Source organism: Streptomyces hyderabadensis (genome assembly GCF_020404845.1).
GTDB classification, from domain to species: domain Bacteria; phylum Actinomycetota; class Actinomycetes; order Streptomycetales; family Streptomycetaceae; genus Streptomyces; species Streptomyces hyderabadensis.
The window spans coordinates 66,129-83,598 of sequence record NZ_JAIOJZ010000024.1 but is presented as its reverse complement, the minus strand read 5'-3'; the positions used below and the strand labels follow the sequence as shown (position 1 = coordinate 83,598).

General features: G+C 72.4%; 13 protein-coding genes. 3 read left to right on the top strand and 10 right to left on the bottom strand.

Annotated elements, in window-relative coordinates:
- Positions 1 to 9: 9 nt before the first annotated feature.
- Positions 10 to 2,100, bottom strand: a complete 2,091-nt coding sequence (locus K7854_RS19970; protein ID WP_226027906.1) for a SpoIIE family protein phosphatase — start codon at positions 2,098 to 2,100, stop codon at positions 10 to 12.
- 117 nt (positions 2,101 to 2,217) lie between these two features.
- Between K7854_RS19970 and K7854_RS19965 the strand changes: the two genes are divergently transcribed.
- The gene (locus tag K7854_RS19965; protein WP_226027905.1) at positions 2,218 to 3,630 is read left to right on the top strand and encodes a lipase maturation factor family protein; all 1,413 of its coding nucleotides are present in this window, start codon (positions 2,218 to 2,220) and stop codon (positions 3,628 to 3,630) included.
- Between the two features lie 19 nt (positions 3,631 to 3,649).
- On the opposite strand, the gene K7854_RS19960 is transcribed toward K7854_RS19965, so the two are convergent.
- The 5 genes from K7854_RS19960 to K7854_RS19940 all read right to left on the bottom strand — a co-directional run bounded on the left by K7854_RS19960 (position 3,650) and on the right by K7854_RS19940 (position 11,234).
- Entirely contained in the window at positions 3,650 to 6,673 is a 3,024-nt protein-coding gene (locus tag K7854_RS19960) for an alpha-mannosidase (protein ID WP_226027904.1), read from the bottom strand.
- Positions 6,674 to 6,808: 135 nt separating this feature from the next.
- A complete protein-coding gene (locus K7854_RS19955) occupies positions 6,809 to 8,056 on the bottom strand; it encodes a glycoside hydrolase 5 family protein (RefSeq protein WP_226027903.1) in 1,248 nt (415 codons plus the stop codon).
- Positions 8,057 to 8,088: 32 nt separating this feature from the next.
- Entirely contained in the window at positions 8,089 to 9,009 is a 921-nt protein-coding gene (locus tag K7854_RS19950) for a carbohydrate ABC transporter permease (RefSeq protein ID WP_226027902.1), read from the bottom strand.
- On the bottom strand, positions 9,006 to 9,935 hold the full coding sequence (locus tag K7854_RS19945; protein WP_226027901.1) for a carbohydrate ABC transporter permease: 930 nt from the start codon (positions 9,933 to 9,935) through the stop codon (positions 9,006 to 9,008). The genes K7854_RS19950 and K7854_RS19945 overlap by 4 nt, the downstream gene beginning before the upstream one ends.
- A 6-nt stretch (positions 9,936 to 9,941) precedes the next feature.
- Complete coding sequence (locus tag K7854_RS19940) at positions 9,942 to 11,234, bottom strand: ABC transporter substrate-binding protein (RefSeq protein ID WP_226027900.1); 1,293 nt, start codon at positions 11,232 to 11,234, stop codon at positions 9,942 to 9,944.
- A 233-nt stretch (positions 11,235 to 11,467) separates the two neighbouring features.
- Between K7854_RS19940 and K7854_RS19935 the strand changes: the two genes are divergently transcribed.
- Positions 11,468 to 12,517: a LacI family DNA-binding transcriptional regulator gene (locus K7854_RS19935; protein ID WP_226027899.1), complete on the top strand. Its 1,050-nt coding sequence runs from the start codon at positions 11,468 to 11,470 to the stop codon at positions 12,515 to 12,517.
- Positions 12,518 to 12,652: 135 nt separating this feature from the next.
- Here the strand turns inward: K7854_RS19935 and K7854_RS19930 are convergent, their stop codons facing one another.
- Positions 12,653 to 13,135, bottom strand: a complete 483-nt coding sequence (locus K7854_RS19930) for a GNAT family N-acetyltransferase (protein ID WP_226027898.1) — start codon at positions 13,133 to 13,135, stop codon at positions 12,653 to 12,655.
- A gap of 55 nt (positions 13,136 to 13,190) precedes the next feature.
- On the bottom strand, positions 13,191 to 13,364 hold the full coding sequence (locus tag K7854_RS19925) for a hypothetical protein (RefSeq protein ID WP_226027897.1): 174 nt from the start codon (positions 13,362 to 13,364) through the stop codon (positions 13,191 to 13,193).
- Positions 13,365 to 13,837: 473 nt separating this feature from the next.
- Between K7854_RS19925 and K7854_RS19920 the strand changes: the two genes are divergently transcribed.
- Entirely contained in the window at positions 13,838 to 14,296 is a 459-nt protein-coding gene (locus tag K7854_RS19920) for a hypothetical protein (protein WP_226027896.1), read from the top strand.
- Between the two features lie 49 nt (positions 14,297 to 14,345).
- On the opposite strand, the gene K7854_RS19915 is transcribed toward K7854_RS19920, so the two are convergent.
- Together K7854_RS19915 and K7854_RS19910 are read right to left on the bottom strand one after the other, a co-directional pair.
- Entirely contained in the window at positions 14,346 to 15,893 is a 1,548-nt protein-coding gene (locus K7854_RS19915) for an SDR family NAD(P)-dependent oxidoreductase (protein WP_226027895.1), read from the bottom strand.
- Positions 15,894 to 15,995: 102 nt separating this feature from the next.
- A complete protein-coding gene (locus K7854_RS19910; protein WP_226027894.1) occupies positions 15,996 to 17,336 on the bottom strand; it encodes a WS/DGAT/MGAT family O-acyltransferase in 1,341 nt (446 codons plus the stop codon).
- Between the last annotated feature and the right edge of the window lie 134 nt (positions 17,337 to 17,470).

The following is a 17,470-nucleotide window of genomic DNA, read 5'->3' as shown; positions in this document are numbered from 1 at the left end:
CCAGTGGGGTCAGCCCGCGCCGGGCGCCACCACGAACTCCGCCCACACCACCTTGCCGCCGCCGCGTGCCTCCACTCCCCAGGCGTCGGCGAGCGCGTCGACCAGGAGCAGGCCCCGTCCGGAGACCCCGTCGTCCCCGGCCTCGCGGCGGCGCGGCAGGGCGCTGGAGGAGTCCTCGACCTCGACCCGCAGCCGCCGGTCGGTTCCGGTGAGCAGCCGCAGGGTCACGATCGCGGAGCCCTCGGTGTGCATGAGGGCGTTGGTGGTCAGCTCGTCGGCGACCAGTTCGATCTCGTCGCTCTGGGCCTTGGCTCCCCAGGACCGGACGGCGGCCCGGATCATGTGCCGGGCCTCGGTGAGGCCCTCGGGGTCGCCGGGCGAGACGTGCTGCTGGACCCGGCCGAAGGTCCTGGGTGCGCCCAGGCCGTGGCGGCGCAGCACCAGCAGCGCGACGTCGTCGTCGCCGCGCCGCTCGTCGACCACGTCGATCAGCCGGTCCGCCAGGTCCCGTACGTCCTCGGGACCGGAGCTGATCAGCGCCGTCAGGACGGCCATGCCCTCGTCGAGGTCGGCGCCCGGCTGCTCGACCAGGCCGTCGGTGCACAGCAGCAGGGTGTTGCCCGGGTCCAGCTCCAGGGTGGCGACCGGGTAGGCGAGGCGCCCGAACTCGGCGGACAGGCCGAGCGGCAGCCCGCCCTCGACGCGCACCAGGCGGCAGGTGCCGTCGCCGAAGCGCAGCAGCGGGTCGATGTGTCCGGCGCGGACCACCTGGACCACTCCGGTGCCCAGGTCGGCCTCCGCGTACAGGCAGGTCGCGAAGCGGTCGGTGTCCAGTTCGTGCAGGAAGACCGAGGCCCGTGCCATCACCGTGGCGGGCGGGTGGCCCTCGGCGGCGTAGGCGCGCAGCACGATGCGCAGCTGGCCCATGACGGCGGCGGCGTGCGTGTCGTGGCCCTGGACGTCGCCGATGACGGCGCCGACGCGGCCGCCGGGCAGCGGGATCAGGTCGTACCAGTCGCCGCCGATGTCCCGGCCGAGGGCGCCCCCGATGGAGGCCGCGCGGTAGCGGACGGCGACGTCGCAGCCGGGGACGCTGGGGATGGTGCGCGGCAGCATGGCCTGCTGGAGGCCCTCGGCGAGGTCCATCTCCTGCTCGTAGAGCATGGCCCGCTGCAGGCTCTGCGCGATGCCGCTGCCGAGCGCGACCAGGACGTTGCGGTCCTCCGCGGAGAAGCCGTGCCGGTCGCTGTAGAGCAGCCCGATGGCGCCGATGGGCCGGGCCTGGGCGATCAGCGGGAGGTAGGCGGCGGCGGTGATGCTGAGGTGGGTGATCTCCCGCCACAGCATCGGGTAGCGCTCCGCGAACTCCTCCGGCGACTCGATGAAGCGGGGGCTGAGGGTCCGTACCGCCTCGCTCATCGGGTACGGCTCGTCGATCCGGGTGATCCGGGTGCCGGGGATGAAGCTGTTCTCGGGCCCGTCGGCGACCAGCCGGATGCGGCCGGCCTCGACCAGGCCCATCACCAGGCTGGTGGCGCCCAGCCGGGTGAGCCCGTGGGTGTCGCGCAGCACGTCGATGACGTCGTCCACCGTGCGGGCGTGCGCGAGGGCGGCCGTGGCGAGCTGCACGACGTTGGTCAGCCGGCGGCGCGCCTCGTCCTGCGCCGCCTGCTCCCGGTTGGCCGCGCTGTCGGCCATCTCCTGGGTGGCGTCGCGGACGATGCCGATGATCCGGCGGGGGCGGCCGGTCTCGTCGCGGCGGATGTAGCCCTGCGTATGGGTCCAGCGCAGGGTGCCGTCGCGGCGGCGCAGCCGGAAGTAGGTGCCGTAGTTCTCGCTGCCGTCCTTCATGGCCCGGGCGACGATGGTGTCCATCCGGCGGCTCTCCGCCGTGGGCACGCGCAGCGCCAGTGACTCGGGGCGCCCGTCGTACTCCTCCGGGCGCAGGTCGAAGACCTCCAGGGCCTGGGCGTCCATGTGGAACAGCCCGGCGTCCAGGTCCCAGTCGAAGCTGCCCATGCGGTTGAGCGCCAGGATCGGGTCCGGGTGGGCGGGCCAGTCGTCCGGGAGTGACGGGGCGCTCGCTCCCCGATCAGACATGAACCCCACCTTGCCAGGATTTGTCGGAATCTTCGACTCCTGGTCCACCGGACCGGGGCCGGGGAAAGCCGGTGGCCGGGCGGGGTACCCGGAGCGGGTCACGAGAGGAGCCCGGCCGTGGAGTGGTTCACCGCACCCGACTACTGGCTCGCCCGGCTGGTCTTCCAGCGGGCCCTGGCCGTCGTGTACCTGGTCGCGTTCCTGACGGCCGCCCTGCAGTTCCGGGCGCTGCTCGGCGAGCGGGGTCTGACCCCGGTCCCCCGCTTCGTCGAGCGGGTGCCGTTCCGGCGGGCGCCGAGCCTGTTCCAGTGGCGCTACTCGGACCGGCTCTTCGCGGGCTGCGCCTGGGCGGGCTGCGCGGTGTCGGCGGCGCTGGCGGCCGGGCTGGACTCACTGCTGCCGCTGTGGGGCGCGATGCTGCTGTGGCTGGTGCCGTGGGCGCTGTACCTCTCGATCGTCAACGTCGGACAGACCTGGTACTCGTTCGGCTGGGAGTCGCTGCTGCTGGAGACCGGCTTCGTCGCCGTGTTCCTGGGCAACGACGAGGTGGCGCCGCCGGTCGTGGTGCTGTTCCTGCTGCGCTGGCTGCTGTTCCGGGTGGAGTTCGGGGCGGGCCTGATCAAGATGCGCGGCGACGAGTGCTGGCGGAAGCTGACCTGTCTGGACCACCACCACGAGACCCAGCCGATGCCGGGGCCGCTGAGCTGGTTCTTCCACCACCTGCCCCGGCCGCTGCACCGCGTCGAGGTCGCCGCGAACCACGTCACGCAGCTTCTGGTGCCCTTCTTGCTGTTCGCCCCGCACCCCGTGTCGACGGCCGCCGCGGCGCTGATGATCGCGACCCAGCTGTGGCTGGTGCTCTCGGGCAACTTCTCCTGGCTGAACTGGATCACCATCGTGCTGGCCCTGTCGGTGGTCCGGTTCCCGTCCGATCCGCCGTCCGTGGCCGCCGCGCCGCTCTGGTACGAGGTCGTGGTCCTGGCGGTGGCGGCGCTGCTGGTGTTCCTGAGCCACCGGCCGGTGCGCAACATGATCTCCCGGCGCCAGGTGATGAACCGCTCGTTCGACTCGCTCCACCTGGTCAACACCTACGGCGCCTTCGGCACCGTCAGCCGGGTGCGGTACGAGGTGGTGGTCGAGGGCACCGCCGACGAGGCGGCCAGGGAGGACGGGGACTGGCGGGAGTACGAGTTCAAGGGCAAGCCCGGTGATCCACACCGCTGGCCGCGCCAGTTCGCGCCGTACCACCTGCGCCTGGACTGGCTGATGTGGTTCGCCGCGCTGTCGCCCTCCTACGCCGGGCCGTGGTTCGGCACCTTCGTGGAACGGCTGCTGGAGAACGACCGCGCCACGCTGCGGCTGCTGCGCCGCTCCCCGTTCCCGCCCGGCGCGCCGCCGCGCTTCGTGCGCGCCCGGCTGTTCCGGTACCGGTACACCACCTGGCGCGAGCTGCGGGAGACGGGCGCGTGCTGGGAGCGGACGTACGTGCGGGAGTACCTGCCGCCGACCCGGCTCACCGGGGAGCGGTGAGCCGGGTCGGTCCCAGGCGCTAGGCGCGCTTCAGTCGCAGGGTCGTCAGCTGGAACGGGCGCAGGCGCACGGCGATCCGGTCGCCGTCGAGCCGGGGGGCCTCCGCGTCCGCCAGCGGACGTTCCAGCAGGTCGGTCACCTGTACGTCGGTGACCGCGAACCCGGCGGTGAGCGTGGCGCGGGCCCGGCCGCCGTGGGCCTCGTGGAAGCGGACCACGACGTCGCCGCTGCCGTCGTCGGCGAGCTTGACGGCGGTGACGACGACCGCGTCCCGGTCCACCGTGACGAGCGGCGCGACCTTGGCGGCGCCGCCGGTGACGCGCCGTTCGGGCAGGTTGATCCGCCAGCCCTCGCGCACCGCGTCGCCGATGCCCGCGCCCGGCACCAGGGCGTGCCGGAAGCGGTGCACGCCCTGGTCGGTCTCGGGGTCGGGGAAGCGCGGGGCGCGCAGCAGGGAGACCCGCACGGTGGTGGTCGTACCGGCGTCGCCGTCGGTGCGGACGGTGCGGGTGACGTCGTGGCCGTACGTCGAGTCGTTGACGACGGCGACGCCCCAGCCGGGCTCCTCCAGGTGGACGAAGCGGTGGTTGCAGGCCTCGAACTTGGCGGCCTCCCAGCTGGTGTTGGTGTGGGTGGGCCGGTGGAAGTGCCCGAACTGGGTCTCCGAGGCATACCGTTCGGCGTGCACGTCGAGCGGGAAGGCGAGCTTGAGGAACTTCTCCGTCTCGTGCCAGTCGACCTCGGTGTCCAGCTCGAGGCGCCGCTGACCCGGCGCCAGGGTCAGCACCTGGGTGACGCGGGAGGAGCCGAAGGAGCGGACGATCCGCACCGAAGCGCCGTCGTCGCCGGGGACGACCTCGTCCGCGTCGGTGAGGTCGGTGACCGTGTGCCGGTAGAACTCGTCGACGTCCCAGGCGTCCCACATGTTCGGGAAGTCCGGGTGCAGCTGGAGCAGGTTGCCCGCTCCGCCCGGCGCGATCGTCTCGCGGTCGGCGGCGATGTCGTACGCCGACACCACCAGGCCCCGGCCGTCGATCTCGACGCGCAGCAGGCCGTTGTCCAGGACGTGGCCGCCGCCGGGGCGGGAGCCGAGGTCCGTGCGGCCCTCGCTCGCGGGGGACGCGGCGGCGCCCGCCGGGACCCCGGCCCGGGCGTGCGGGGCGGAGTTGAAGACCAGCGGGGTGTCGCCCTCGCCGGCCAGGGCGCGCTGGGCGGCGTCGATGATGGTGTTCAGCTCGTCGGCGACCTTGTCGTAGGTGGCGCGGGCCTCACGGTGCACCCAGGCGATGGAGGAGCCGGGCAGGATGTCGTGGAACTGGTGCAGCAGCACCGTCTTCCAGATCCGGTCCAGGTCGTCGTACGGGTAGGGGAACCCGGCGCGCACGGCCGCCGTCGCCGCCCACAGCTCGGCCTCGCGCAGCAGGTGTTCGCTGCGGCGGTTGCCCTGCTTGGTCTTGGCCTGGCTGGTGAGGGTGGCGCGGTGCAGTTCCAGGTACAGCTCGCCGACCCAGACCGGGGGCTCGGGGTTCTCGGCCTCGGCCTTCTCGAAGAAGGCCTGGGGGGTCTCCCACTCGACGGTGGCCGAGCCTTCGAGGTTCCGCAGCCGGGCCGCCTTGGCGACCATCTCGCGGGTGGTGCCGCCGCCCCCGTCGCCCCAGCCGGTGGGGGCCAGGGAGTGCCGGGCTACACCCTTGTCCTTGAAGTTCTTCGCCGCGTGGGCGATCTCGCTGCCCTTCATCGAGCAGTTGTAGGTGTCGACGGGCGGGAAGTGGGTGAAGATCCGGGTGCCGTCGATGCCCTCCCAGCGGAAGGTGTGGTGCGGGAACTTGTTCGTCTGGGACCAGGAGATCTTCTGCGTCAGCAGGTACTTGGCCCCGGCCGCCTTGATGATCTGCGGGAGCCCGGCCGCGAAGCCGAAGGTGTCCGGCAGCCACGCCTCGTCGTTCTCGACGCCGAACTCGTCGAGGAAGAAGCGCTTGCCGTGCACGAACTGCCGGGCCATCGCCTCCGAGCCGGGCATGTTGGTGTCCGACTCCACCCACATGCCGCCGGCCGGCACGAACCGCCCGTCGGCCACGGCCTTCTTCACCCGGGCCCACACCTCGGGCCGGTGGTCGCGCACCCACGCCCACTGCTGGGCCTGCGACATGGCGAAGACGAAGTCCGGCTCGTCCTCCAGCAGGGCGGTCATGTTGGAGGTGGTGCGCGCCACCTTGCGCACGGTCTCGCGCAGCGGCCACAGCCAGGCCGAGTCGATGTGCGCGTGGCCGACCGCGCTGATGCGGTGCGCGGAGGGGACGGCGGGGGCGGAGAGCACCTCGGTGAGGCGGGACCGCGCCTGCTCGGCCGTGCCGCCCACGTCCTGGAGGTCGATGGCGTCCAGCGCCCGGTCGACGGCGCGCAGGATCTCCCAGCGGCGCGGCGAGTCCACCGGCAGCTCGGCCATCAGCTCGCCGAGCACCTCCAGGTCGAGCACCAGGTTCCACACCGTCTCGTCGAGGACGGCGAGGTCCATGCGGGTGAGGGTGTACTGCGGCTCGCTGCCCGCGGTGTCCTTGTCGCCGAGCTGGGTGGGCACGAAGGGGTGGTAGTCGAGGATGACCGGGTTGGAGGCCGCCTCGATGTGCAGGCGCACCTGCTCGCCGCCCTCGACGGGGGCGCCGATCCGCACCCACTGGTTGCGCGGGTTGAGGCCCTTCACCGGGGTGCCGTCGGGGCGGTAGACCAGGCCCTCGCACTGGAAGCCGGGCATGTTCTCGTCGAAGCCGAGGTCGAGGACCGCCTCCACGGTCTTGCCGGCCCACTCCTTCGGCACGGTGCCGGTGACGCGGAACCAGCTGGTGCCCCAGGGCGCGCCCCAGCGGGCGCCGACCTCGATGGGGCGCGGTTCGGCAGCGAGCCCCTCCTCGACCGGGACGGGCTCGCCGGGCGCGTTCCAGACCGCCACCTCCAGCGGCACGGACTCGGGGTAGAGGGCGGGGCGGACACGCTCGTCGAGGACGCGCTTGAGGCGGGCTTCGACCAGGTTGCGGTCGTCATGCATGCGGGTGCTCCGGGGTCGGGGGCGGGTGATTACCAGGGGTCGGGCGGAGGGTGGCGGGGGCCGATGTCAGGTACAGCTCCCCAGCGGCACGCACTTCGAATCGTGCGGCGCCCTCGTTCTGCTTGGCGGCGGGGGTCAGGGGACGGGTACCTGGTCGGGCGTGACGACCTCGGTGATGCCGCGGGCCGCGAGGTGTGCGCCGTCGGCGGCGCGGGTGTCGAGGACGGTGGTGGGCCGGGCCCCGTCGGCGACCAGCCGGAAGAAGGCGTCGAAGACGGCGCCGCCGGGGGCGCAGGCCGAGCGCGCGGCGGGGTCGGCCGGCACGGCGAGGGCCGTGGTGCGCGGGGCGGGGGCGGGGCGCCCGCCGTCCCGGGCCGCACGCGCCGCGCTCGCCAGGACCCGGGCCGTGTCCTTGGGACGGCGGTCGTTGGTCAGGAGCCCGAGCCCGTACTCCAGCTCCGGGAAGTCGGCCAGCTCCCGGGACACATCGTGGGAACACCACCAGGTGACGCCCCACAGGCCGGGGCAGTCCAGGGCGTTCTCGACGGTCGCCTCGGTGAAGGCGGCGGCGTGCTCGGCGGGGACCAGGGGCGCGGGGGCGCCGACCTCCTGGAGCCAGACCGGGCGGTGCGGGTCCTCGGCCCAGGCCTTGCTCAGCTCGATCAGGTAGGCGGCGTGGTGCTCGCTGGGCACGGAGGTGCGGCCGTGGCGCTGCGCGGTGCCGTTGAAGACCCAGGAGTGCACGGCCGTGACGGCGCCCCGCCGGGCGGCCTGGGCCGGGGTGAAGGGCTGGTCGTCCTGGTACCAGGTGGCGTCGTACTCGGCGTGCAGGTGCATCCGGCCCGGGGCGCCCTCCTCGCAGGCGGCCAGCATCCGCTCCAGCCAGGCGTCGATCTGGGCGCTGGTGGCGCGGTCCGGGTCGGGGTGGGGCCCGGCGGAGAACTGGTTGACCTCGTTGCCGAGGGTCATGCCGAGGAAGTTGGTCCGCCCGGACAGCGCGGCGGCGAGGGTGCGCAGGTAGGCGGCCTGGCCCTCGACGACGTCGGGGTCGGTGAACAGGTTGCGCCGGTGCCAGGTGCGGGTCCAGGCCGGCACGTAGTCGAAGCTGCTCAGGTGGCCCTGGAGGCCGTCCACGTTGACGTCGAGGCCGCGTTCGCCGGCCGCGTCGACCAGCGCCACCAGGTGCTCGACCGCGCGCTCCCGGATCAGGGCGCGGTTGGGCTGGAAGTAGGGCCACAGCGGGAAGACGCGGACGTGGTCCACGTCCAGCGCGGCGATGGAGTCCAGGTCGGCGCGCACGGAGTCGAGGTCGAAGTCGAGCCAGTGGTGGAACCACCCCACGCTCGGGGTGTAGTTGACGCCGAAGCGCACGGCAGAAGGCATGCGGTGTCCTTGAGAGGGGGGAAGCGGGTGGTTCAGCCCTTGACGGCGCCCTCGCCCACCCCGCGGAAGAAGTACCGCTGGAGACAGGCGAAGAGGACGATGAGCGGCGCCACGGCGATGATCGTGCCGGCGGCGACGAGGCGTTCGTCGTTGGCGAAGGTGCCGTGCAGGTAGTTGAGGCCGATGGTGAGGGTGAACTTGGACGGGTCGCTGAGCACGATCAGCGGCCACAGGAAGTCGTCCCAGGCGCCCATGAAGGCGAAGATCGCGACGACGGCGAGGGTGCCCTTCACCGCGGGCAGCGCGATCCGGTAGAACCGCTGCCAGACGTTGGCGCCGTCGACGAAGGCGGCCTCCTCGATCTCGTAGGGGACGTTGAGGAAGGCGTTGCGCATCAGCAGCACGTTCAGGGAGCTGATGCAGCCCGGCAGCACCACGCCGATCAGGGTGTTGTTGAGGCCCAGCTCCCGCATGGTGGTGAACTGGGCGATGATGATGCCCTCCACCGGCACGAGCATGGCCAGGATGAACACCAGCGTGGCGACGCGCCGGCCGCGGTAGCGCAGCCGGGCCAGGGCGTACCCGGCGAGGGCGGCGCCGACGCAGTTGGTGACGACGTTGGCCGCGGCCACCTTCAGCGAGTTCAGGGCGTAGTCCCACACGGGGATGGTGTCGGCGACCCGCTCGTAGTTGTGCAGGGTGGGATCGGAGGGCAGGAACTTCGGCGGGGAGCTGAAGATGTCCTCGGTGGGGCCCTTGAGCGAGGTCGACAGCTGCCACAGGAACGGACCGATGGTCAGGGCCAGGACGCCGAGCAGCAGCAGGTAGCGCAGGACCAGTTCCCACCCGCTCACCCGGCGGCCGTGTTCGTCGGTGATGCGCGGTTCGCGCTCGCGCGGGCGGGCGGTGGCCCGGGGCTTGCCGGCGGGCCGCGTCTTCTCGGCGACGCTCACGACTCCTCCTTCCGGTCGGCGCGCAGGACGAGCAGCATGAGCACGACGGTGACGACGAAGACGACGACGGAGATGGCGGAGGCGTAGCCGACCCGGCCGGTGAGGCCGGTGCCGGTGCGCTGGACCAGCATCACGAGGGTGGTGTCCTCGCCGGCCGGACCGCCGTTGGGGCCCGCCATCAGGTACACCTCGGAGAACACCTTGAAGGCGGCGACCGAGGAGAGCGCCGCGACCAGGACCATGGTGGAGCGGACCGCGGGCACCGTGACGGTGAGGAAGCGGCGGACCGCGCCCGCGCCGTCCACGGCGGCCGCCTCGTGCAGCTCGCGGGGCACGTTGGCCAGCGCGGCCAGGTAAATGATCATGTAGTACCCGAGGCCTTTCCAGACCGTGACGCCCATCGCGCTGAGCAGGATCAGCCACTGGTCGCTGAGGAAGCCGACCGGGCTGGCGCCGAGCGTCTCCAGCAGGGAGTTGACCAGGCCGCGCTCGTCCAGGAGCCAGACCCAGATCAGCCCGACGACGACGATCGAGGCGACGACCGGGGTGTAGAAGGCCGAGCGGAAGAAGGTGATGCCGGGGATGTTCTTCTGCACCAGCAGCGCGAGCAGCAGCGGCAGCAGGACCAGCGCGGGGACGACCCCGAGGACGTACAGACAGCTGTTGCGCAGGCCGATCCAGAACATGTCGTCGTGGAGCAGCTCGCGGAAGTTGGCGAGGCCCACGAACTCCCCGGGGACCAGCGTGCGGCGGTCGGTGAGGGAGTTGACCAGGGTGGAGACGAAGGGATAGAGGATGAACGCGCCGGTGATCAGCAGACCCGGTGCGGCGAACAGCCACGGGCTGCCGGGCAGTTGGCGCCGCACCCGCCGGACGCCGCCCTTGCGGGCGTCCGGGGTGCCGGTGGTGAGGGTGGGACTCGCCATGATGTCTCAGCCCTGCTGCTGGAGGAGCCGGTCGCACGCCTTGACAGCGTTGTCGAGGGCTTCCTCGGGGCTCTGCTTGCCCTGGAGCGCCTTGGCGACCTCGTTGCGCAGCTCGGTCTTCATCTGCTCGCTGAACAGCACGGGCGTGTAGTTGACGGCCGTCTTCAGCGACTTGGCGGCGGCGACCCGGACGCGGGTCTCGTCGGTGCCGTCCTCCTTGGTGAAGTACGGGTCGTCCAGCGAGCCGGCGGTGCTCGGGAAGATGGCGACCTGCTTGGCGAAGGACATCTGGTGCGCCGCGTCGGTGACGTAGTGCGCGAAGGCGACCGCGGCGGGCTTGCGCTGGCTCTGCGCGTTCACCATCAGGCCCATCACGTACATGTTGACGTGGCCGGTGCTGGTGATCTGGTCGGTGATGCCGATGTTCTTGTACAGACTCGGGGCCTGCTTCTTGAAGTTGGTGAGGTCGAGCGCGCTGCCCGGGTTCATCGCGACGGCGCCGGTGAGGAACTTCTTCCCGGTGGACTCGGGGGTGGCGGTCAGCGCCTGCGGGTCGAGGGCCTTGGCGTCGAACAGTTCCTTGTAGCGGGTGAGCAGTTCGACCCCCTTGGCGTCGTTGAACGCGAAGGCGGTGCCCTCCTTGTTCATGAGCGACGCGCCGTAACGGCCGAAGTCCTCGATGGTGGGCACGTTGGCGAGGGTGGCGACCTCGCCGTCGGTCTTGTCGGCGATCTTCAGGGCGGCGTCGAAGAGGTCGTCGTAGGTCTTCGGCGGCTGCTCGGGGTCGAGCCCGGCCTTCTTGAAGAGGGACTTGTTGTAGAAGAGCGGGCCGGTGTTGAGGTACCAGGGGAAGGCGTACGTGCCGTCCATGCCCGGTATCCGGTGGCTGGCCCAGGCCCCTTCCAGGTACTCCTTCTGGTACTGGCCGGCCGCCTTGTCCAGGTCGAGTGCCAGGCCCGCCTTGGCGAGCGGGGCGACCAGGTCCGGGGAGACGTTGACGACGTCGGGCAGGGTGCCGCCCGCGGCGTCGGCGCTGATCTTGTCGGCGTAGCCCTCGCCGGGCTGGTCGACCCACTTGACATGGGTGCCGGGGTACTTCTTCTCGAAGTCGGTGATCAGGCCCTCGAAGTAGTCCTTGAAGTTGGCCCGCAGGTTCCAGGTCTGGAAGGTGATGTCGCCCTCGACCTTGCCCGAGGCGTCGGTCGAGCCACCGCCGTCACCCCCGGAGCCGCAGGCGCTGAGCGGCAGGACGAGGGCGGCGACGGCGGCGACGGCGAATGTTCTGCGCGAGGTGGACACGGTGACACGTCTCCCTGAAGGACGTCGGCGGTGGGATGCCAGCGACCATGCACGGCGATTCCGCGGAAAGTCAATGGATTCTCGCCAACTAAAGCAGAAGCTCTAACATTAGTCCAGGTCAGAGCGGTTTGAGTGCGCACTTGCCAGGAACTACTAATGCGCTTTAGGATCTCCGCACTCAAGCGCTTTAGCTCTCACCGCACTCACCGCTCGCACCGAGGAAAGGAGCGCGCATGCCGGCCAAGCGGCCCGCCGCGCGCCGGCCGACGATGAAGGACATCGCGCGCCGGGCCGGAGTCTCCGAGAGCGCGGTGTCGTTCGCGCTGAACGACCGGCCGGGGGTCTCCGAGATCACCCGGGACCGGGTGCGCCGGGTGGCCGAGCAGCTCGGCTGGCGGCCCAGTACGGCGGCGCGCGCGCTGTCCGGGGAGGGCGCGGCGACGGTCGGCTTCGTGCTGGCGCGGCCCGCGCACACCCTCGGCGTCGACTCCTTCTTCCTGCAACTGGTCTCGGGCATCCAGGAGGTGCTGGCCGGGCGGCACCTGGGGCTGCTGTTCCAGGTGGCCCGGGACGTCGAGGAGGAGTGCGAGGTGTACCGGCGCTGGTGGGCCGAGCACCGGGTGGACGGCGTCCTCGTGGTCGACCCGCGCACCGACGATCCGCGCCCCGACCTGCTCGACGAACTGGGCCTGCCCGCCGTGGTGATCGGCGGTGCGCCCGACGAGCGCCATCCGGGGCTGTCGACGGTGTGGGCGGACGACGCGGGTGCGATGGCCGCGCTGGTGGACGGGCTGCACGCGCTCGGGCACCGGCGCATCGTGCACATCGCCGGGCTGCCGGACCTCGCCCACACCGAGCGCCGCATCCGCGCACTGCGCGCCGAGGCCGGGCGGCGCGGCCTCGGCGAGGTCGAGTCGGTGACCACCGACTACTCGGACGCCGAGGGCGCGGCCGTCACCCGCCGGGTCCTGGAGGCGCCCGCTCCCCCGACCGCCCTGATCTACGACAACGACGTGATGGCCGTCGCCGGGGTCGCCGTGGCGGCCGAACTCGGCTTCTCGGTACCGGCGGACGTGTCCGTGGTGGCCTGGGAGGACTCGGCGCTGTGCCGCATGGTCAAGCCGTGGCTGTCCGCGCTGTCCCGGGACAGCGTGGAGTTCGGCCGCACGGCGGCGACGGAGCTGACCGCCCTGCTGGACGGCGGCCCGGCCCGGACGGTGCGGGTACCGGTGCCACGGCTGATCGAGCGGGACAGCACGGGCCCGGCGCGACCGCCGGCCTGAGAGCCGGGGCCGGGCCGAAGTGTCCGGGGACCGGCCGTGGGGCGCCCCGGCGCACAGGCGGCGCTACCGGAGCCGGCGGAACGGATCGAGGCACTGCGGCCCTGGCGGCGGGCGGCGCCGCTGGGCTGAGGGAGGTCACAGGGCGCGGTGCATGATGTGCAGGCCGACCCGCCCGTGCCGCGGGTGGTCGAACGCGTCCGGCACCGTGCCCAGGATCGTGAAGCCGAGGGAGGTCCACAGCCGCACGGCGGGGTTGGTCTCGACGACGGCGTTGAAGACCATGCCCCGGTATCCCTCGGCCCGGGCGGCCTCGACGACGTACTCCGCGAGGGCCCGGCCGGTGCCGCGGCCCGCCCGGGCGGGGTCGACCATGAAACCGGCGTTGGCGATGCGGGCGGCGGGACCGCCGTAGTTGGCGGTGAGGTAGGCGGAGCCGAGGACGGCACCAGTGTCGTCCTCGGCGACGTAGACGCGCTTGGCGGGGTTCATCCACAGGACCCGGGCGTCCTCCTCGGAGGTGTCCGGGTCCCAGGCGTAGGTCTCGCCGGCGGCGACGATGCGGTGCCAGAAGGGCCAGATGTGCGGCCAGTCGCCGGCCGTGGCTTCCCTGATCAGCATGGGCGTGAGTCTCGCACGACCGTGCGCGCGGCGAACTCTGCGGGTGGCGGGCGGGTCAGTCCACGCTCGGCAGGATGTGCGGCTCGGCGAGGTCCTCCTCGTAGCCCGCGAGGCGGATGGGGGCGGAGCGCGCCCACACGTCGAGACTGCCGATCTCTCCGGGCCGGCGCCCGGCGCGCCCGGTGCGTTCCTCGGTGCGTTGTTCTGGGTTCGTCGTTTCCGGTGTCACCGCGCACTCCTTATGTGTCGGGTCACCCTCAAAGGCCTGTCGGCGCCAGTCTCCCGTCCGGCACCCGGGGCCCGCTGGGGTGTGAGTCGAATGCAGTTCGGACGCGGTGGCGTCGGCAACTCGTGCGGAGGCGAACCGTTGTGAACCGGCTCGTCCCATGACGGACCTCGGGTGGTGGGACCCTGTGCTGCCGTCCGTCCGGTCCAGATTAACCAAATGAGCGGGGGTGCGCTCTATGGGGCTCAAAAGATGGGAGAACCATTGCCCTTCACCCCGCGCACAGTTGACCCGATTCTGCCCCGGTTTCTTGGCATTCGCACCGTGCGCAACTCACCCGTTCGGCCTACATGGGCGTCCGCATCTTCGATGGCCCGGGGTGACGGGTCGCGCAGTTAAGTTGCCGTTGGCTGGGCCGCAAGCTCGCCATGGTCTGCTGCTCGTCGGCAACGGCTGTCTCGTGGGAGGACCGAGGCATGGAACTGCGCAGCGTCGAGGAGCTGATGGACCTGTTGTACGCCTGCCGGGGCGAGCGGCCCGCCGCCGGGCACGGAGGTGGGCCCGGCGGAGCGCCCGGGGATCCGCACGGGCACGCGCTGCGCACGGCGGCGCTGCTGCGCCGTCGCCGCCCCGCCGACAAGGAGCTGCAGGTCGCGGGGCTGGTGTCGCCGGTGGGGCGGCTGCTGTGGCCCGGCGACCCGGCCGCCAGGACCGCCGACGCGGTGCGGCCGCTGCTCGGCACGCGCGTCGCCCGCCTGGTGCGCCGTCAGGCCCACCCGGAGAGCTGGGCCCAAGACGACGACGACCTGGTCAGCCTGCGTCAGGCGGACGAGGAGGCCCGCACCGCCGACTTCGACGCGGGGGTGCTGGAGGACTGGCGCACGGTGCTGGAGCTGACGGCGGCGCGGAACTCGCGGCTGGGCGCGGTCGACTGAGGCACCGTCCGGTGCGGACGGGGCGCCTGCGGCGGTCCGCAGGGCCCGGTCACCACTTGCCGGGCGCGTAGTCCTTGAGGAAGACGCCGTACAGGTCCTCGCCCGCCTCGCCGCGCACGACGGGGTCGTAGACGCGGGCGGCGCCGTCGATCAGGTCGAGCGGGGCGTGGAAGCCGGCCTCGGCCAGCCGCAGCTTGTCGTAGTGGGGCCGCTCGTCGGTGATCCAGCCGGTGTCGACGGAGGTCATCAGGATCTTGTCGGTGTCGAACATCTCCTGGGCGCTGGTCCGCGTCACCATGTTCATCGCGGCCTTGGCCGCGTTGGTGTTCGGGTGCCCGGCGCCCTTGTACCCGCGGGCGAACACGCCCTCCATCGCCGAGACGTTGACGACGTAGGCGCGGCCCGAGGGCGCCTTGCGCGCGGCCTCGGCCATGGCCGGGCGCAGCGCGCTGATGAGGATGAACGGCGAGGTGTAGTTGCACAGCTGGGTCTCCAGCAGTTCCACCGGCGAGATCTGCTCGATGGTCTGCACCCAGGTGTTGGAGTCGACGACGTCGGGGACCAGGCCGCCCGCGTCGATGGCGGTGCCCTCGCGGTGCCGGACCACGCTGGCGTTGCCCGCGACCAGGGCGAGGTCGGCGACCTTCTGCGCGTCGAGCCCGGAGGCGCCCAGCGGCAGCGCCGCCAGACCGTCCACCGCACCGGAGTTGAAGGCGCCGATGACGTGGTGGGCGGGCAGCTCCCCGGCGGGCAGCGGGGCGCTCTCGCCCTCGACCAGCGCGGCGTAGGCGGAGGGCAGGCGCCGCACGGTCTGGGTGGCGTTGTTGATCAGGATGTCGAGCGGTCCCTGCTCCGCGACCTGCTCGGCGAGGGCGACGGCCTGGGCGGGATCGCGCAGGTCGATGCCGACCACCTCCAGGCGGTGCAGCCAGTCGGCGGAGTCGTCCATCGCCTTGAAGCGGCGGATGGCGTCCTTGGGGAAGCGGGTGGTGATCGTGGTGTGCGCGCCGTCGCGCAGCAGCCGCAGCGCGATGTACATGCCGATCTTGGCCCGGCCGCCGGTGAGCAGCGCGCGTTTGCCGGTGAGGTCGGCGCGGGCGTCGCGGCGGGCCCGGTTCTCGGCGGCGCAGTCCTGGCAGAGCTGGTGGTAGAAGTAGTCGACCTCGACGTAGCGCTGCTTGCAGATGTAGCAGGAGCGGGGGCGCTGGAGTATGCCCGCGATCGTGCCCTCCTCGGTGCGCGAGGAGGGCAGCAGGCCCTCGGTCTCGTCGTCGATGCGCTCGGCGGAGCCGGTGGCGGTGGCCTCGGTGACCGCCTTGTCGTGGGCGGTCTTGGCGGCGCGGCGCTCCTGGCGGCGGCGCTGCTTGACCATGCGGTAGATGTGCGAGGTGGCCCGGCGGACCGTGATCGCGTCGGGGTGGTCGACGTCCAGTGCGTCGAGTTCCTTGAGCACGTCGAGGCAGACGGCGAGCCGCTCCGGGTCGATGCCGGGACCGTACGCGGGGGCGGTCGTCCCTTCCGGGGCCGCCTCCCGCGCGGGCGTCCCGTCCGCGGGCGCCGCGTCCCTGGTCGCCGAGCCGTCCTGTGTCACCGTCATCGCCGCTGCCGTTCCCTGGTCGCCGTTGCGGCGCTTTCGGGGCGACCGCTGTCGAACAGCGGATTTTATTCAGCGCGCGGCGCGGATCCAAACCCGCCGGGGTCAGGGACGGCAGGCCGTGAGCAACGTCTCCACCTCCTCGGCCATCGCCCGGGCGAGGCGGTCGAGGTCCGGCACCGCCTTCGCGTCGGCGACCAGCCCGTAGTGGACCTGTCCGCGGTACGTCGAGACGGCCACCGCGAGGGAGTGGCCGCGGGCCAGCGGCGCCAGCGGATAGACCTCGGTGAGCGGGTGTCCGCCGAGCCGCAGCCCGAGGCTGGGCAGGGGCACGCTGGTGACCAGGAGGTCGAACCAGAGCCGGGCGGCGCCGGAGACCAGCGGGCCGCCGAGGCGGTGGCCGAGGGCCGGCACGTGGTCGGCGAGCAGGGCGACGGCACCGGCGCCGCGGCCGGGCCCGGCGTCCTTGTTGCGGTCCATGGCGGCGCGGACCGCGCCGAGGCGGGAGAGCGGGTCCGGGTCGCCGACCGGGAGCCTCATCAGGTACCCGGAGAGCCGGTTGCCCTGGGGGTGGGCGGTGCGCGGGCGGCGCTTGGAGACGGGGATCAGGGCCCGGGGCGCGACGCCCTCGCTGCCGTCGCCGCGCTCATCAAGCCAGCGGCGCAGGGCGCCGGCGACGACCGCGATCAGTACGTCGTTGACGGTGCCGCCGGTGGTCTTGCGGACGTGGTGCACGTCGTCGAGCTCGACGGCCACGCCCGCGATCCGGCGGGTGCCGGAGGAGGCGGCGGTGAGCGCGGGCGAGGAGCGCACGTCGAGGGTGGACAGGGCCGCCGCGGCACCGATGTCCAGGGCGCGTCCCGCGTCGGACAGGGCGCCGCGGAGCCGGTCCGGCAGGGCGCGCACGTCCGGCAGCAGGCCGCGGGGCGGCTGCTCGGGGCGGGGCCTGGGGGCCGGCAGGTCCAGCGGGTCGAGGACGCCGGCCGCGAGGGTCAGGGCGCGCAGGCCGTCGGCCAGGGCGTGGTGGAACTTGAACAGCACGGCGAAGGAGCCGCCGTCCGCTCCCGGCAGCACGTGCGCCTCCCACGGCGGACGCCCGCGCTCCAGCGGGCGCTCCATGAGACGTCCGGCCCGGGCGTGGAAGTCGGTGGTGGGGGCGTGCAGCCGCACGTGGTCGAGCGGGTCGAAACGGGGGTCGGGCTCGCGGGTGGCGCCGCCGAAGGCGAACGGCCGGCGCAGGGCCAGCGGCGGCTGCCAGGTGTCCCGGATCCTCATCCGCAGTCCGGGCACCGCGGGGGCGCGGGCCGCGAGCAGGTCCGCCGCGTGGGCGCCCGCGGTGGGCGAGTCCGCCTCGAAGACGCCGAGTGCGCCCAGGTGCATGGGGTGCTCGGCGGACTCGATGTTCCAGAACGCCAGGTCGAGGGGAGCGAGTGGATCGGGAGTCAAGGCTTGCCTCGCAAGGACGACGCAGGGGCGGCGGATGGGCGGCGCATGGCCGGCGGAGGGGCAACGGGTGAACAAGCAGTCAATCGCTCTCCGACGATTACGGTCAAGTACGATCAAGCTACACACAGTTAACA

What these genes read in the sequence shown, in the direction of transcription:
- K7854_RS19915 (WP_226027895.1), bottom strand. Translation starts at nt 15,893, where the DNA reads ATGACGGTGACACAGGACGGCTCGGCGACCAGGGACGCGGCGCCCGCG.
- K7854_RS19920 (WP_226027896.1), top strand. Translation starts at nt 13,838, where the DNA reads ATGGAACTGCGCAGCGTCGAGGAGCTGATGGACCTGTTGTACGCCTGC.
- K7854_RS19930 (WP_226027898.1), bottom strand. Translation starts at nt 13,135, where the DNA reads ATGCTGATCAGGGAAGCCACGGCCGGCGACTGGCCGCACATCTGGCCC.
- K7854_RS19960 (WP_226027904.1), bottom strand. Translation starts at nt 6,673, where the DNA reads ATGCATGACGACCGCAACCTGGTCGAAGCCCGCCTCAAGCGCGTCCTC.
- K7854_RS19955 (WP_226027903.1), bottom strand. Translation starts at nt 8,056, where the DNA reads ATGCCTTCTGCCGTGCGCTTCGGCGTCAACTACACCCCGAGCGTGGGG.
- K7854_RS19945 (WP_226027901.1), bottom strand. Translation starts at nt 9,935, where the DNA reads ATGGCGAGTCCCACCCTCACCACCGGCACCCCGGACGCCCGCAAGGGC.
- K7854_RS19935 (WP_226027899.1), top strand. Translation starts at nt 11,468, where the DNA reads ATGCCGGCCAAGCGGCCCGCCGCGCGCCGGCCGACGATGAAGGACATC.
- K7854_RS19970 (WP_226027906.1), bottom strand. Translation starts at nt 2,100, where the DNA reads ATGTCTGATCGGGGAGCGAGCGCCCCGTCACTCCCGGACGACTGGCCC.